Genomic DNA, 14,342 nt, shown 5'->3' with positions numbered 1-14,342 from the left:
GCAGTATCCTCTACTTGGGTACTGCTCTTTTATTATGCTTGACTGAAATCTCCTTTATCGCTTATTGTGAATATAAAATAAAATTATTCATAAAATCATAAAAAAGAAAAGAGAATCCATATGCCCAAAAAATTCAGTGAGCAAGAGAAACAATGGATTAGCAAAAAGCTGTTCGAAGAGGGCAAACGCTGCTTCGAAGCGGCTGGTCTTCGCAAAACAAGCATTGAAGATTTAACGAAAGCTTGCGGCATTGCACAAGGCTCCTTCTATATGTTCTTCAATTCGAAGGAGGAGCTCTTTTATCACATTCTGCTTGAAGAGGAGGCTTTAATTCGCAATCGTCTGCTTGCTTCATTAAATCGGAGTGAACTCGTAACCAAAGAGAGTATTCATCAATTTCTTATTGAATCCTTCCGTCTATTAGGCGAAAGCCCTATGGTTCGTCAAATGTATTTGGAAGGTGAATTTGCTCAGCTTGTACGCAAGCTGCCTCCAGAACTCTTGGAACATAATTTCTCGGATGATGCAGATGCCTTAATACCAATTATTCACCATTGGCAAGCAGCTGGCATTCTCGCTCATACAAAGCCTGAGCTTATCGTCAGTATGATTAGAGCGCTTGTCCTTCTTACCTTGCATAAGCAAGAAATCGGGCCCGGCATTTATTCCGATACCATTTCATTTATGCTTGATATTGTTGCGGAAGGTATGTATGCAAAGCGTGATTTAGGAGGCGAAATTATCAGATGATCGAAGTGAATCAGCTTGAGTACAGATATCCCGGTACAACAAATACGATTCTGCACGGCCTTACCTTTTCAATCGCACCGGGAGAAGTATTTGGTTTTCTCGGTCCATCAGGTGCTGGAAAGAGCACCACGCAAAAAATATTAATCGGCGCACTCAAAGGTTACACAGGCAGTGTGCGCGTTTTGGATTTTGAAATCAAGAGCACTGGTCCCGACTATTATGAACAAATCGGCGTTGCTTTTGAATTCCCCAACTTCTACAGCAAGTTTACAGTCCTTGAAAACTTAAAATTGTTTCGTTCTCTTTATGCAGGCGTTACCTTGGACCCTATGCAGCTCCTCTCCCAGGTCGGACTGCAGGATGCGGCGAATATGAAGGTTTCACAGCTATCCAAAGGCATGAAGATGAGGTTGAATTTTTGTCGTGTATTGCTGCATCAACCAAATATTTTGTTTCTCGACGAACCGACCTCCGGCCTTGATCCCGTAAATGCAAAGCGGATGAAAGAGTTGATTTTAGAGAGGAAAGCTGCAGGTACTACCATCGTCATCACAACGCATAACATGCAAGCAGCCGAGGAGCTTTGCGACCGTGTTGCTTTTATTGTTGATGGTCAGATTAAGCTTATTGATTCTCCTAGAGAGCTAAGACTGCGCCATGGCCAAAACAGTGTTCGTATTGAATATTTAAAGCAGCATGAGCTGATAACCGAATATTTTTCTATGGATGGGCTTGCGGGGAATCAGCAATTTATGACCCTTATACGTCATGAAAAAATCGAAACGATTCATTCCTTAGAAGCAACTCTTGAACAAATATTTATTGATGTGACAGGCAGGGCTTTAGTATGAGAATGTGGATGACCGTATGTCATGATCTTCGTTTCCAGTGGCGCCATAAATTTTACCTGATCTACTTGCTCGTCTGCACAATATATCTCCTATTGCTCCACTCTATTCCCACAGACTACAAAGCAACCGTTGCTCTATTGCTTACCTTCTCTGATCCAAGTGCGTTAGGGTTAATTCTAGCCGGCGGCATTGTCTTGCTTGAGAAAGACCAAGGCATTCATGACAGTCTGTTCGTAACACCGCTTCGTGTAACCGAATATTTGCTCGCCAAAGCCTGTTCTCTTGCCTTGCTCTCGATTTCTTCTGCCTGGGCTATACATCTACTTTCCATTGGTGCACCCGCTTCACCCTTTCATTTTACGATTGGCATCCTGCTTACATCCAGCTTTTTCACCTTATTATCCATTGGCGTAGTTGTACGCTCGCAATCGGTAAACGGTTTTATTCTACTTTCACAGCTCTATGCTCTGCCGTTTGCGCTTCCTCTACTCGGCTTCTTTCACATTGGAAATCCATATTTATACATGATTATCCCTACAGAAGGGACCCTCTTGTTGTTAAAATCAATGATCAAACAACCAACTGTCGCAGAAACGATGTATGCCATTTTCATTTTATTATTGGGCAACACACTCGTTTTCTTATGGGCTAAACGGTCATTTCAGCAGATCATTCTTATGAAAATAGGAAAAGGGGATTCAGGATGATACTGAAAATTAAAGCTTTTATGAGGAATGATGCGAGGCAAATTAGGATGGATCCTATGCTTATGGCCAGTTTATTTGGTCCCCTAGCCATTATCGTGGTTGCACGTTATGCCTTCCCTCCATTATCCGATTGGATACAGGAGCAGTATGGCTTTTTATTGATGGATTATTCCAATTTCGCGGTAACGTTCCTTATGCTTGTCATACCGCTGCTTCCAGGGACAATGGCTGGGCTTCTTATGCTCGATGAACGGGATGAAAACATGATTGCTTATTATGCGATCACCCCTTTTACACGTAAAGGCTATTTTTTGTATCGATTACTGCTGCCATGCGCACTTGCAATAAGCTTATCCAGTTTATTCATCCTATTATCGGGCATTGCAAAGATTCAAATCGAAAGTTTATATACCATTGTATTGCTAACCCTAGAGGCCCCATGCTTGGCTTTGTTTCTAGCGACTTTTGCTTCTAATAAGGTCGAAGGCTTAGCCTTGTCCAAAATAAGCGGTTTACTTTTTGCAGGGCCTATTATTGCAGCTTTCACCCCCTTGCCATGGCAATATTTAGGCGCATGGATTCCAAGCTACTGGCCTGCCAAAAGCTATTTATTAGGCATAGCAGGCGAGCCTTCAGCTGCTTTAGGGGTATTTGGCATCGGGCTCGCCTATCATCTTATTTTATTAATAATCATGTTTCATTCCTTTTTGAAGCGGATCGATTAGAAAGGTATGCTGGCCTTTGCTGGAAATTATCCCTGTTCCTCTTTAGAGGCTTCCTTCAAATCATCCTGTACGCTTTTATTCCATAGCGGTACGCCTGAACGATAGGCTGCTCTTCCATTCAAATGTCCGGCTACCGGTCCCGTGATGAATACGAACACAATACCTAACAGCAGCTTGGCGCTCGTATGCTCCAAATAAATCATAAAGTATAGGAAAGCGGCTACTAAAATGAACAACACCCCAAGCGTCGCGCTTTTGGTTGCCGCATGTGATCGTAAATAAACGTCAGGAAGCCGAATTAAGCCAAAAGCACTTAGAGCACCAATTAATGCACCAAACAGAACCATCAGACCAATAATCAGCTCTCCTGCTTTACTTATCATCTCCATGTTCAAAGACGACACCCCTTTCAATATATCTTGCAAAAGCGGTTGTCCCGATAAAGGTCAATATGCCGATCAATAATATGATATCGAAATAATTTTGTGTTTTTAGCAGCATGCAAATGACTGCAATCATCGATAATAAAATGACGCCAATCGTATCCAAAGCAGCGATCCGATCCGTTATGGAAGGACCTTTGAGCAGCCGGTACATACAACCCAAAATAGCTAGTGATAGTATGACTAATGATGCAATAAGCAAAGTGGACAGCATTACCGAGTCACCTCCATAATCGCTTTTTCAAAGGAATCCTTGATCTGCTGTGAGAGCAGCTCCGCATCATCCATATCCATCGCATGAATATATAATGTTCGTCCATCCTTGGATACGTCGAGCGTCAGCGTCCCTGGTGTCAAACAGATTAGGCAGGACAGCACTGTGATTTCCCAGTCTGTTTTGAGCTCGGTTTGCATTGCAAAAATTCCTGGACGTATGGCGAGCTTAGGACGAACGATTAGTCCAATCACAACGAAGCTGGATACAAACAATTCTTTTATGAACAGAACAAGCAGCTTAAAGATTGCCCATACTCTCTTCATATAAAAGTCCTGCGGCCAAAACCTGCTGAGCAGCCCTATAAATAAAATACCGATGATATAACCTATGATAAACCGCGGAGCCGACCAGTCATTGTGAAGAAACATCCATACGAACGAAATGATTAAGTTTAATAAGATTTGCAACGCCATCTCATCTACTCCTTTAATACGGCATTGATATACTGCGCCGGATTGATAAGCGTATGCCCTGCTTCAGAAACGTATTGGTACACCCACTCTGAGCCGATGCCCATCGCAACGACGATCAAGCATAACCCTGCTGTGGAAACGATAAATCCTTTATTAACGGCAGGCAGTGAATCGACGTTCTTCATCTCTGCACCCCAGAAAGCCGCCATAAATATTTTGATCAAGGAATAGAGCACGATGAAGCTTGATGCTAGCGACACAGCTGTAAGCCAGAAATATTTTTCCTGAAAGCCGCCCATAATGATCAGCAGTTTTCCTGTGAATCCACTAAGTGGAGGAATGCCTGCAATGGCTAACGCTGTGATAAAAAACATCCAGCCCATAAACGGATAACGCTTGATCAAGCCTCCCATTTCCTTTAAACGCCCCGTACCAGCAATATACATAAGCATTCCTCCAATGATAAAAAGGAGTGCCTTGGCAACCATATCGTGCAGCAAATAGAACACGACTCCATCTAACGCTTCCTTTGAGCTCACTGCTAACCCAAAAGCTAGAAAACCAACGCTGATGATGACATTGTAGTTCAAAATACGGCCAATATCGGAATAAGCGGCTGCCCCGAAAGCGCCTAAAACCATCGTTGCAGCGGCCATCCAAGCCAACCAATGATGCGTAATCCCAGGTTCATGATAAAAGATAAGCGTAAATGTCCGTATGAGAGCATATAAGCCTACTTTCGTGAGCAATGCGCCAAACAAAGCAGATACCGCTGCCGGAGGCGCACTATAAGAGCCGGGCAGCCAGAAAAATAGGAACAGTCCCGCCTTTAAAGAAAATACGATCATGAACAGTATCGCTATGACGTTCAAGACGCCGCTCTGACCTACTTCAGCTATGCGCTGTGATAGATCCGCCATATTCAAAGTGCCTACAACTCCGTACAAATAGGCGACTGCTGCTACAAATAGTGTTGAGGATAAAATATTAATTAATATATATTTCAACGTTTCGCGGAGCTGCTTCTTCGTCCCTCCAAGCACGATAAGCGCATAGGAGGAAATAAGCATAACCTCGAAGCAAACAAATAAATTAAACAAATCTCCCGTAAGAAACGATCCGCTCACACCGACGAGCAAAAACTGATAAAACGGATAAAAATAATATTTTTCTCTCTCCTTGCCGATCGTTCCGAATGCAAAGAACAAACAGAAGGTGCCGACAATCGAAGTAGCCAAAACAAGCAATGCGGCAAGCATATCCCCAACGAACACAATACCATACGGCGGCAGCCAGCCTCCCATATGCAGCGTTTGAATGCCCTCCGTTTTTACTTGATAGATAAGGACAATAGCTGCAGCCAGATTAAAAAGCATACCAATCGCACTTATCCAGCGCTGCCCGATCACACTATTTTTAAAAAACAAAAGAACAACTGCCGTACACAAAGGAATGAGAAGCGGGAATACAAGCAGATTATTCATCGTCATTCCCCCTTAACTGCTCCATATCGTCAGTACCCAGCTTCTGATAAGCCTTATAAGCGAGTACAAAGAAAAAAGAGGTTACGCCAAAGCTGATGACTATAGAAGTTAGAATCAGAGCCTGCGGCAGCGGATCAACATACGTTTCCGCCTTTTCGCCAAGCAGCGGCGCAGCTCCTGTTTTTAACTTGGACATCGTAAGCAGCAGCAAATGAACACCATGGGTAAGGATAGAGGTTCCCAAAATGATACGCAGCAGGCTTTTGGACAAGATCAGATACACCCCGACTGTAAAAATAACACCGATTGCGAGTGACATATACAATTCCATAGCTACTTATCCCTCCCTATCGTTAAAATGATGGTCATCGTCACGCCAATAACGGTCAAATATACCCCTAAATCAAACAGCATTGCCGTAGCAAGCTCCGTATCGCCCAATAGCGGCAGCTCGAAGTGACCAAAGGCATGACTGAGAAATGGTGCGCCAAATATAAAAGATCCTACTCCCGTCAAAATAGCAATCGACAGCCCAATCGCTGTTAATACTCGGAAATCGATAGGAATGACCTCTCGCATCGTCTGCAATCCAAAGGCCATCGTAAGCAAAATAAATGCAGCCGACGCCATTAATGCCCCGATAAATCCTCCGCCTGGATGGTTATGCCCTGCGAACATCAAATACACTGAGAACGTCAATATAATGAAGATAACGACTTTCGCTATCGTCTGCAGAATAACATCGTTGCTTCTTACTACGGGAAACGCCAGCTTTCCTCTATTGCTTTGCTTAGGCAGAAACACTCTTTCATCCTCTGCATCCAGCTTCAGCTTAATCATGGCATAAATACCTAACGATGCGATGGCAAGGACAACAATTTCAAGCATCGTATCAAAGCCGCGGAAATCAACGAGGATGACGTTAACCACATTTTTGCCGCCCGCTAATTCGTAGCTCTCTTTTAAGAAAAAGTCTGATATAGAATCAAACGCGCGATTTCCGCTTGCACCAAGCGCAATTAAAGTCATTATAATCCCCACACTAAGCGCAATAACGAAATTAGATAGTCGAAAACGCAGGGCGGCTATTTCCTTGCTCAGCTTCGGCAAATGATAGAAACATAAGAGGAACAGCGTCACCGATACTGTCTCGACGATCATCTGAGTCAAAGCTAGATCAGGCGCCTGTAGGATGACAAAAAACAAGGTGACCATATAACCTGCCGCACCCGTCAAAATGATAGCCATCATTCTCGACTTCGTAAACGGTATAGCAATAACCGATAAGACTAAGACGATAATAATAACCGCCTCATATACGGATATTGGAGCATAATCCGAGAACTGAAACACATTCACTTTCTCTTGAATCATCGTTAACCCAAGTGACACAATTAAAAATACAAAAATGTACATCAAATAGTGGCGAATGGAACCCGTCATATAACGGTTGGTCAACCGATTGGAGCCTCTATCCAATACTCGAAGCCCTCCATCATACATTTGGTTCAATGAGATGTGCTGGAAGAGCGGTTGATTGATCCACTGGATACGTTGATGAAACTTGAACAAAAGTGTCCCCGCAATAACAACGCCCATCGTCATAAATATTTCAGCTGTCCAGCCATGCCAGAATTGAATATGCACAAGGAATCGCTCGCCGGGCAGCAGCACATTAGGATGAATCGCAGCCATCGCCGGTTCAATTAAAGAGTACGCAAGCAGATTTGGGAACAAACCGATAACGACAGCTAAAGAAGCAAGAATGACCGGGGAAATAAGCATGCCGAGCGGCGCTTCATGCGGCTTCTTCGCCAACTTTTCAAACTGTGCTGGTCCCATAAACGTTCTAAACAGCAAAATCATGCTGTATACAAATGTAAATATACTTGCAACCCATGCGATAACGGGAATGATAGCCAGCATAAATGAAACGTTGAAAAAGTCCAGCTGCCTAATATTAAGAGCCGCTGTAAAAAACATTTCCTTGCTCAAAAAGCCATTAAACGGCGGCAGGCCCGCCATCGAGAAGGCTCCAATGAGCGCAATGGAGAAGGTTATTGGCATTAGAGCCATAAGACCGCCTAGCTTGCGAATGTCTCTCGTACCTGTTTCATGGTCAACGATTCCAACAACCATGAACAAAGCACCTTTAAACACAGCATGGTTGATCAAATGAAAGATGGCCGCCATCGTTGCTTTTGCATAAAAGAGTGAATCTGTACCACCTGTATAGAAAGCCGCCGCCGATCCAAGTCCAAATAAACTCATCAGCAAGCCGAGCTGGCTAATCGTTGAGAACGCGAGTAATGATTTTAAATCCGTCTGCTTCATCGCTCGGAAAGAGCCATAAATCATCGTCACAAGACCAAAGAACGAAACGAGCCAGAACCAAGCCGACTCTCCAGAGAAGATTGGACTGAACCTTGCGACTAAATATAAACCTGCCTTAACCATCGTCGCTGAGTGCAGATACGCACTTACAGGGGTTGGAGCCTCCATAGCATCGGGCAGCCAAATATGGAATGGAAACTGCGCCGATTTTGTAAACGCTCCGACTAGAATAAGCAGCATTGCGGGCAAAAACAATACATGGCCGCTTAGCGTATCAACGCTGCCGATGATCTCACGAATGCTAAAGGTGCCTGACATCACATACAGCAGTACAAAACCAGCCAGCATAGAAAGGCCGCCGAATACTGTAATAAGCATAGATTTTAATGCGCCATATCTCGATTTCTCTCTATGGTTCCAGAAAGCGATCAGCAAGAACGAGGAAATGCTCGTCAGCTCCCAGAAACCATACAGCACAATAAGGTTATCTGATAGGACAACCCCGAGCATAGCTCCCATAAATAAAAGCAAATAAACATAAAAGGATGTTATCGCTTCCTTATTTTTATCCAAATAATAAATCGAATAAAGGACGACTAACGCGCCAATTCCCGTAATTAATAAGGCAAATAATAAACCTAAACCATCCAAATAAACGGTGAAATTGACTCCTAATGAAGGTATCCATGGGATGGTTGCTGTTATGGTTTCACCGCTTTGAATCGCTGGTATTTTCCATAGAAAATAACTAAACAGCAAAATTGGCAAAGGCAGAATAATCCAACCCGTATGAAGTCCATGCAGCAGCTTTCGCAGCAAAGGACTAATAGCAGCCATAATAAATGGTAAAATGATGATGACAGATAGCAAAAACACTCTCCCCTTCCTCTACAAATGACTTCCATAGCTTTTCCCTATTTCTATAAAAGTACTTCCATTTCTGCCGGAGCCTTAAAAAAACGCAAAAAGAGCCCGCTGTTGGCAGGCTCCTCCGATAAAAAAGTTAATTTAGTTGTTTTTTGACTACACTTTAGTATATCGTTCAAGTCTAAAATTGTCAAAAGAATTGAGATGACAAAGCGGGGAGAATGAAAATAGTTAAAATGGGGATTACTCTTACTAAAGGAGTGATCATCATGCGGCATACAAAAATAGCGATCAGCTCATTCATTTTCATTCTGATTTTAGCTGGCGCATGGCATTTGGATCAGCAAATGGACCAGCAGCGGAGCAAACAGCTGCTGCAGCCTGCATCCTTACTGCAATACAAAATATTTTCAGCGCATGATTCTATCCATCACTTAGAGCCATATTCCCCTTATTTACCTCGTGAATATATGCGTATTATTCGATTAGAAATACAAAGAAAGCCTACTGAGAAACCCCAGTAGGCTTTTTGATTGCAGACATCAACCTATTCAGTCGTGTAAGGAAGCAATGCGATTTGACGTGAACGTTTAATTGCGATTGTAAGCAAGCGTTGGTATTTCGCGCTTGTACCAGTCACACGACGTGGCAAGATTTTGCCGCGCTCGCTAATAAACTTTTTCAACAAATCAACATCTTTATAGTCAATTTTAGAAATTTTGTTTACAGTGAAGAAACAAACTTTACGGCGTTTGTTGCGTCCGCCTTTACGTCCGCTGAACTTACGTTCTGGACGCTCGTCGCCACCGTTATCTCTTTGCTTGAAAGCCATGATAGGTATCCTCCTTATCGTTGAAAATATTACAATTACACAACAGCTTTATATCACAATAAAGGCTGTGCAACTGCTCCATTGACATGTGCAACCTAAGCTACACTATTATCAAAATGGCAAATCATCCTCTGATATATCAATCGGGCGTCCGTCATCCTGAAACGGATCACGGCTGTCGTTACGTGAGTTATTACCAGATGGACGGTTACCGCTGCTTTGGGACGCATTGCCGCCGAAATTGCTTCCGCCGGTGCTTGTACCGCCGCTGTAGCTGCTTCCACCCTCTTCACGCGATCCACCGCCATCTTTGTTGGATTCCAAGAACCGAACGTTATCAGCGATAACTTCCGTCACGTAGACGCGTTTGCCTTCGTTGTTCTCGTAATTCCGAACTTGAATGCGACCTTCAACCGCTGTTAAACGGCCTTTGCGCAAATAGTTGGCGCAAGTCTCGGCCAGTTGACGCCATGTTACAACCGGAATAAAATCCGCTTCACGCTCACCTTGACCACCGCTTGTAAACGGACGATCTACCGCTAACGTAAATTGTGTAACTGCGACACCTGCAGGTGTATAGCGAAGCTCTGGGTCTCTCGTCAATCTACCAATTAGTATAACACGATTCAACATCGTTTCTGACCTCCCAATCGAACAATCCAGCTTGGATTAAGCGGCGTCTCTGACGATCAACGAACGGATAACTTCATCCGTAATCTTCATGATACGGTCAAGTTCATTTACAACTTCAGTAGTTGCATTGAAATGAACGAGTACAAAATAACCATCACGAAGCTTGTTGATTTCATACGCAAGACGACGTTTTCCGCTCACATCTTGCTTTGTGACTTCTCCGCCATTGGAGATAATGCCATGGAATTTGTCAACGATCGCTTGCAAGGCTTCTTGCTCAACGTCTGGACGAACGATGTACATTACTTCATATTTGCGCATATTGTTTCACCTCCTCTTGGACTAACGGCCCCATAAATGGAGCAAGGAACGAGCTTCTGCTCGCATCTCTATACTATATCAAATCTGTACGCCTATGACAAGCGAAAATAGATGATGTTGCTTCGCAGGCAACTTCTGGCGATGGTCAATCCATTTTATAGCCGTTATCTGCTACTCATGCAAATTCCATTGCCCGCTAATACTACAACATGAAGGGATAGATCTTGTGCATTTATCTATCCGCTCTAAATATAAGCTGGAGGCTGATCATAATGGGTGAAGGTACAATGTTTTCGCCGGGCGACAAAGCTCCGAATGATGGCACATACATCGAGGACGGTGTGAACTCATTTCATATGGGAATCAATAATCCGAAGAAGGTCAAGCTCAGCAAAGGGCAGCGTTTTCCTGACACCTCTAACCACGAGCGTAAATGGAAACGAATGGGCCATTAATTTTTCTACATGGTTTTGAATAATAAAACATCACTTTGGCCATTCTAATTTTTGACGGTGCAAGAGAGGTGTGGTTCCATTGAACCATTTCGGCAAACGCGGAGACACTATACCCGTCTAAAAACGGATTAGCTCTCATCGCGTGAGGATTTCGTCCACTCAGGAGAGAAGCGGAGGGTTGTGCCAAAGACACTTGTCTGTAACACACGCGCATTCGAGCATTGATAGACGTTACCGTTCAATCGGCCGTGTATGATTGTGCTCAAAAGGATTTAATGAAGCTTTAGCTGATTTGTTCCGATTGACGAATGATGTTTCAACAGCTTGCAGTGAGAATTGATCGACTCAGCCATTATTCACCGTCAGGAAGAGAGCTCGCAAGAGCTCTCTTTTCTATATTATTTATTCCTATGGTTTTTCCTAACCTATTAAAAAGACATAAAAAAACGGTTCCTCTGAAGGAACCGTAAATGTTTAATATAATGGCGGAGAAGGTGGGATTCGAACCCACGCACGGTTTGACCCGCCTAGCTGATTTCGAGTCAGCCCCCTTGGGCCTCTTGGGTACCTCTCCGCATGTAAAAATTATTGTATCACAGTGCTTGTCAACGCGCAAGTATTTCCTTAAAACCCCTTAGCCGTTCGTACTTCTGCTTAACTTAAGCCTTCTTCAGAGGCTTTGGAGCGCAGCACCTTTTTCATGTTTTTTTCAAATTTAGCTCTAGGTATTAGAACGCTGTGCTTACAACCGACGCATTTAATTCGGATATCCATCCCCATCCGAATGACTTCCATTTCATTAGAGCCGCATGGATGCTGTTTTTTCATTTGAACAACATCGCCTAGCTCAAATTGCTTACGCTCCATCTTTTTCGCCTCCCTTTCCATTGCGATGATAAGTGACCATTCGAGGATATGGAATTTCAATACCACTCGCATCTAATGCCTTTTTCAGCTCCATATTTAACTTGCGTGATACGATCGGATGCGTATTCGGTCGACACTCAGCAATCACTCGAAGCGTTACCCCTGTTGGAGCAATAGCCTGAATACCAAGCACTTCCGGTGCATTAATTAAATTTTCATCCTTCATCGTGATCATCGTATGTCGAATGACCTCTAGCGCACGATTTACTTCTTCCTCAAAAGCAATCGAAATATCAACAACTGCGATGCTATTATTAATCGAGAAGTTTGTAACCTCATTGATCATGCCATTGGGAACAATATGAACCTCCCCTGTCCAGCTCTGAATACGGGTTGTCCTAAGTCCAATGACTTCTACGGTCCCTTTGAATTGCCCTGTCTGAATCACATCGCCTACAGCGAATTGATCTTCGAGTACAATAAAAAATCCCGTAATAATATCCTTCACCAGGCTTTGAGCACCAAACCCGACAGCAAGTCCGAGTACACCTGCTCCTGCGAGCAATGGCCCTAAATTAATCCCGAATTCAGACAATATGAGCATAATGGTTATAAAATAGACGACGTAAGAAGTTACATTTTTCATCAGCTTGCCTACGGTTGTCATTCGCCTTGTATGGTTGATCAACATCTTGTTCTCACGCTCTAAAATAATTCGATCAATGGTTTTATGAATTACCCATACAACTACACGGCCAATGAATAAGAACATGACGATTCGCAGCGCAGAACTCCCAAATGCTTGCCATAATTCATTGTTTGTCAACCAATCAACAAATTCATCATATCGTTCTCTGATTGACATCACAATTCCTCCTCATTAACTTTGAATATATTTACATGTCGATTTGCTCATAACCGGCTTCAATCGGCTTAAATATACCTCTAACTTCCACGTTTTCCTGCACAATAACTTCCTTAACCGTTATCAAATCTTCCTCAGGAAAATGAATAGATAATGCGCAGCCGGCTGTAATTTCCTTCGGCGTGGGACATATGTCAATTTCAATATCTGCGTATTCGAGCAGCATTTCTGCACGCAATGCTTGCTGAGTTGAATCGAAGGCAATTAACACAAGCAAGACCTCCATTAAATTAGCATGACAAACTTTCTTGGCAAACAAAATATCAAAACTATCTGACGTATAAAATGGTTGTCCTATCCATATACTAGTAGCATATCGGTATAATCGGAGGGATTCTATGAAGCTTTCATTTATTAAAGAGACGCCTTTGAAGGTGCCCTACACCACCGCAAACGTAATTGGCATGCTAGTAAATCGACTTACAGCCATGCTCGAAGAAATGGCTGCTGCACGCCCCATCGTAGTTGTCTGCGTAGGCACGGACCGTTCAACAGGAGACTCTTTAGGACCGCTGATTGGAACCTCACTATCAAAATACCGCAGCCCTCATTTTTCACTATTTGGCACGCTTGAAAATCCGGTTCATGCTATGAATTTAGATGATACCCTTATCGAGATCAATCGGCGGTTCCACAAACCATTTGTGATTGGTATTGATGCCTGCCTTGGTCAAGTATCCAGCGTAGGCAGCATTCAAGTTGGTGTAGGACCTGTGCGTCCTGGTGCTGGCGTCAACAAGGACCTTCCTCCTGTTGGCGACATTCATATTACTGGTATCGTTAATGTAGGCGGATTTATGGAGTATTTTGTGCTACAAAACACTCGTCTGCATCTCGTTATGAAAATGGCCGACATTATTTCGCTCAGTTTATTTACTGCTATTGCGAACAATGCGCATATCACGACCAGCGTTCTTGAACAAACCGCTGCTTCGGATAATATTTAATAACAAATAAATTTCCTATTTTGCTTCCAAAATAGCTTTATGCTCTTCAGGGGTTAATGGGTAAACTGATTGGCCTTTTTCAAGAGGTTTTGCATAGACATAAGTATTCTCCCTGCTATGAATACCTGAGAATACGGCTCCATCTTTCTCATCATTAATAATTGCGATTGAAAAGCTGAGATCACTGCCCTGTTCAGCAAAAGCATTATAACGAATGACACCTACTTTTCCTTTTTGCGTTGTTACAGTAGATTGCATTTCAATTAGCTGCGCCTTCAGCTCCGCATTCGCTTGCTGCTGCTCGGCAAGGCCTTGCTTCAATTCAACAATGACATCTTCCATATTCGTCACACCTGTATTCCCCATTACCGCTGTATATTGCTTTCTTAGCTTTTTCAGCCGTCCGCCTAAAACCGCTATCCAAATGAATAATACGATGGCAAATAACGCAATGCCCACCGTAACTGCATTCATCGGATTTGATGTCCAATCTTCCATCTTAGTTACTCCG

At 43.2% G+C, this 14,342-nt stretch carries 20 protein-coding genes and 1 tRNA gene; 7 read left to right on the top strand and 14 right to left on the bottom strand.

Annotated features, from left to right (window positions below; all coding sequences use genetic code 11):
• Nucleotides 1–120 precede the first annotated feature (120 nt).
• Genes ACIFSR_RS07300 through ACIFSR_RS07285 form a run of 4 tightly spaced genes read left to right on the top strand, consistent with a single transcriptional unit; the run spans nucleotide 121 to nucleotide 3,033 of the window.
• Nucleotides 121–750, top strand: coding sequence for a TetR/AcrR family transcriptional regulator (locus tag ACIFSR_RS07300; RefSeq protein ID WP_430056265.1), 630 nt, complete (start codon nucleotides 121–123; stop codon nucleotides 748–750).
• On the top strand, nucleotides 747–1,601 hold the full coding sequence (locus ACIFSR_RS07295) for an ABC transporter ATP-binding protein (protein WP_430056263.1): 855 nt from the start codon (nucleotides 747–749) through the stop codon (nucleotides 1,599–1,601). Before ACIFSR_RS07300 ends, ACIFSR_RS07295 begins: the two co-directional genes overlap by 4 nt.
• Nucleotides 1,598–2,308, top strand: a complete 711-nt coding sequence (locus ACIFSR_RS07290; RefSeq protein WP_430056261.1) for an ABC transporter permease — start codon at nucleotides 1,598–1,600, stop codon at nucleotides 2,306–2,308. Before ACIFSR_RS07295 ends, ACIFSR_RS07290 begins: the two co-directional genes overlap by 4 nt.
• Nucleotides 2,309–2,355: 47 nt before the next feature.
• Complete coding sequence (locus tag ACIFSR_RS07285) at nucleotides 2,356–3,033, top strand: hypothetical protein (protein WP_430056259.1); 678 nt, start codon at nucleotides 2,356–2,358, stop codon at nucleotides 3,031–3,033.
• Between the two features lie 26 nt (nucleotides 3,034–3,059).
• Here the strand turns inward: ACIFSR_RS07285 and mnhG are convergent, their stop codons facing one another.
• Genes mnhG through ACIFSR_RS07255 form a run of 6 tightly spaced genes read right to left on the bottom strand, consistent with a single transcriptional unit; the run spans nucleotide 3,060 to nucleotide 8,860 of the window.
• Nucleotides 3,060–3,422 (bottom strand): monovalent cation/H(+) antiporter subunit G, encoded by a 363-nt coding sequence (mnhG, locus tag ACIFSR_RS07280; protein WP_430057048.1) that lies wholly within the window; start codon nucleotides 3,420–3,422, stop codon nucleotides 3,060–3,062.
• Nucleotides 3,406–3,690 (bottom strand): Na(+)/H(+) antiporter subunit F1, encoded by a 285-nt coding sequence (locus tag ACIFSR_RS07275; RefSeq protein ID WP_339205809.1) that lies wholly within the window; start codon nucleotides 3,688–3,690, stop codon nucleotides 3,406–3,408. The genes mnhG and ACIFSR_RS07275 overlap by 17 nt, the downstream gene beginning before the upstream one ends.
• Nucleotides 3,690–4,166: a Na+/H+ antiporter subunit E gene (locus tag ACIFSR_RS07270; protein WP_430056257.1), complete on the bottom strand. Its 477-nt coding sequence runs from the start codon at nucleotides 4,164–4,166 to the stop codon at nucleotides 3,690–3,692. The genes ACIFSR_RS07275 and ACIFSR_RS07270 overlap by 1 nt, the downstream gene beginning before the upstream one ends.
• Nucleotides 4,167–4,171: 5 nt before the next feature.
• On the bottom strand, nucleotides 4,172–5,650 hold the full coding sequence (locus tag ACIFSR_RS07265; RefSeq protein WP_430056255.1) for a Na+/H+ antiporter subunit D: 1,479 nt from the start codon (nucleotides 5,648–5,650) through the stop codon (nucleotides 4,172–4,174).
• Complete coding sequence (locus ACIFSR_RS07260) at nucleotides 5,643–5,981, bottom strand: Na(+)/H(+) antiporter subunit C (protein WP_054025754.1); 339 nt, start codon at nucleotides 5,979–5,981, stop codon at nucleotides 5,643–5,645. Before ACIFSR_RS07260 ends, ACIFSR_RS07265 begins: the two co-directional genes overlap by 8 nt.
• Before the next feature lie 2 nt (nucleotides 5,982–5,983).
• The gene (locus ACIFSR_RS07255; protein ID WP_430056252.1) at nucleotides 5,984–8,860 is read right to left on the bottom strand and encodes a Na+/H+ antiporter subunit A; all 2,877 of its coding nucleotides are present in this window, start codon (nucleotides 8,858–8,860) and stop codon (nucleotides 5,984–5,986) included.
• A gap of 260 nt (nucleotides 8,861–9,120) precedes the next feature.
• On the opposite strand from ACIFSR_RS07255, the gene ACIFSR_RS07250 reads away from it, so the two are divergent.
• Nucleotides 9,121–9,375, top strand: a complete 255-nt coding sequence (locus ACIFSR_RS07250; RefSeq protein WP_430056249.1) for a hypothetical protein — start codon at nucleotides 9,121–9,123, stop codon at nucleotides 9,373–9,375.
• A gap of 23 nt (nucleotides 9,376–9,398) precedes the next feature.
• Here ACIFSR_RS07250 and rpsR read toward each other — a convergent pair whose 3' ends face one another.
• From rpsR to rpsF, 3 genes are all read right to left on the bottom strand, one after another.
• Nucleotides 9,399–9,683 (bottom strand): 30S ribosomal protein S18, encoded by a 285-nt coding sequence (rpsR, locus tag ACIFSR_RS07245; protein WP_054025756.1) that lies wholly within the window; start codon nucleotides 9,681–9,683, stop codon nucleotides 9,399–9,401.
• A 111-nt stretch (nucleotides 9,684–9,794) separates the two neighbouring features.
• A complete protein-coding gene (gene ssb, locus ACIFSR_RS07240) occupies nucleotides 9,795–10,316 on the bottom strand; it encodes a single-stranded DNA-binding protein (RefSeq protein WP_054025757.1) in 522 nt (173 codons plus the stop codon).
• A gap of 36 nt (nucleotides 10,317–10,352) precedes the next feature.
• A complete protein-coding gene (gene rpsF / locus ACIFSR_RS07235) occupies nucleotides 10,353–10,637 on the bottom strand; it encodes a 30S ribosomal protein S6 (protein ID WP_054025758.1) in 285 nt (94 codons plus the stop codon).
• A 272-nt stretch (nucleotides 10,638–10,909) separates the two neighbouring features.
• Here rpsF and ACIFSR_RS07230 point away from each other — a divergent pair, with 272 nt between their 5' ends.
• Nucleotides 10,910–11,092, top strand: a complete 183-nt coding sequence (locus ACIFSR_RS07230; protein ID WP_076266580.1) for a YjzC family protein — start codon at nucleotides 10,910–10,912, stop codon at nucleotides 11,090–11,092.
• Nucleotides 11,093–11,575: 483 nt separating this feature from the next.
• Here the strand turns inward: ACIFSR_RS07230 and ACIFSR_RS07225 are convergent.
• The 4 genes from ACIFSR_RS07225 to ACIFSR_RS07210 all read right to left on the bottom strand — a co-directional run bounded on the left by ACIFSR_RS07225 (nucleotide 11,576) and on the right by ACIFSR_RS07210 (nucleotide 13,110).
• Nucleotides 11,576–11,666, bottom strand: a tRNA-Ser gene (locus ACIFSR_RS07225).
• Between the two features lie 80 nt (nucleotides 11,667–11,746).
• Nucleotides 11,747–11,959, bottom strand: a complete 213-nt coding sequence (locus tag ACIFSR_RS07220; RefSeq protein ID WP_339205821.1) for a DUF951 domain-containing protein — start codon at nucleotides 11,957–11,959, stop codon at nucleotides 11,747–11,749.
• The gene (locus ACIFSR_RS07215; RefSeq protein ID WP_076266582.1) at nucleotides 11,949–12,824 is read right to left on the bottom strand and encodes a mechanosensitive ion channel family protein; all 876 of its coding nucleotides are present in this window, start codon (nucleotides 12,822–12,824) and stop codon (nucleotides 11,949–11,951) included. Before ACIFSR_RS07215 ends, ACIFSR_RS07220 begins: the two co-directional genes overlap by 11 nt.
• A 31-nt stretch (nucleotides 12,825–12,855) precedes the next feature.
• Nucleotides 12,856–13,110 (bottom strand): DUF3343 domain-containing protein, encoded by a 255-nt coding sequence (locus ACIFSR_RS07210; protein WP_076266583.1) that lies wholly within the window; start codon nucleotides 13,108–13,110, stop codon nucleotides 12,856–12,858.
• Nucleotides 13,111–13,222: 112 nt separating this feature from the next.
• Between ACIFSR_RS07210 and yyaC the strand changes: the two genes are divergently transcribed.
• On the top strand, nucleotides 13,223–13,831 hold the full coding sequence (yyaC, locus tag ACIFSR_RS07205; protein ID WP_339205822.1) for a spore protease YyaC: 609 nt from the start codon (nucleotides 13,223–13,225) through the stop codon (nucleotides 13,829–13,831).
• A 15-nt stretch (nucleotides 13,832–13,846) separates the two neighbouring features.
• Here the strand turns inward: yyaC and ACIFSR_RS07200 are convergent, their stop codons facing one another.
• Nucleotides 13,847–14,329 carry a DUF4446 family protein gene (locus ACIFSR_RS07200; RefSeq protein ID WP_430056242.1) on the bottom strand — a complete coding sequence of 161 codons (483 nt, stop codon included), beginning with the start codon at nucleotides 14,327–14,329 and terminating at the stop codon, nucleotides 13,847–13,849.
• Between the last annotated feature and the right edge of the window lie 13 nt (nucleotides 14,330–14,342).

It is taken from the genome of Paenibacillus sp. NRS-1760 (assembly GCF_050467785.1).
Lineage (GTDB): Bacteria > Bacillota > Bacilli > Paenibacillales > Paenibacillaceae > Pristimantibacillus.
Note: the sequence above shows the minus strand (reverse complement) of the source record. Positions and strands in the feature narration are given on the sequence as shown.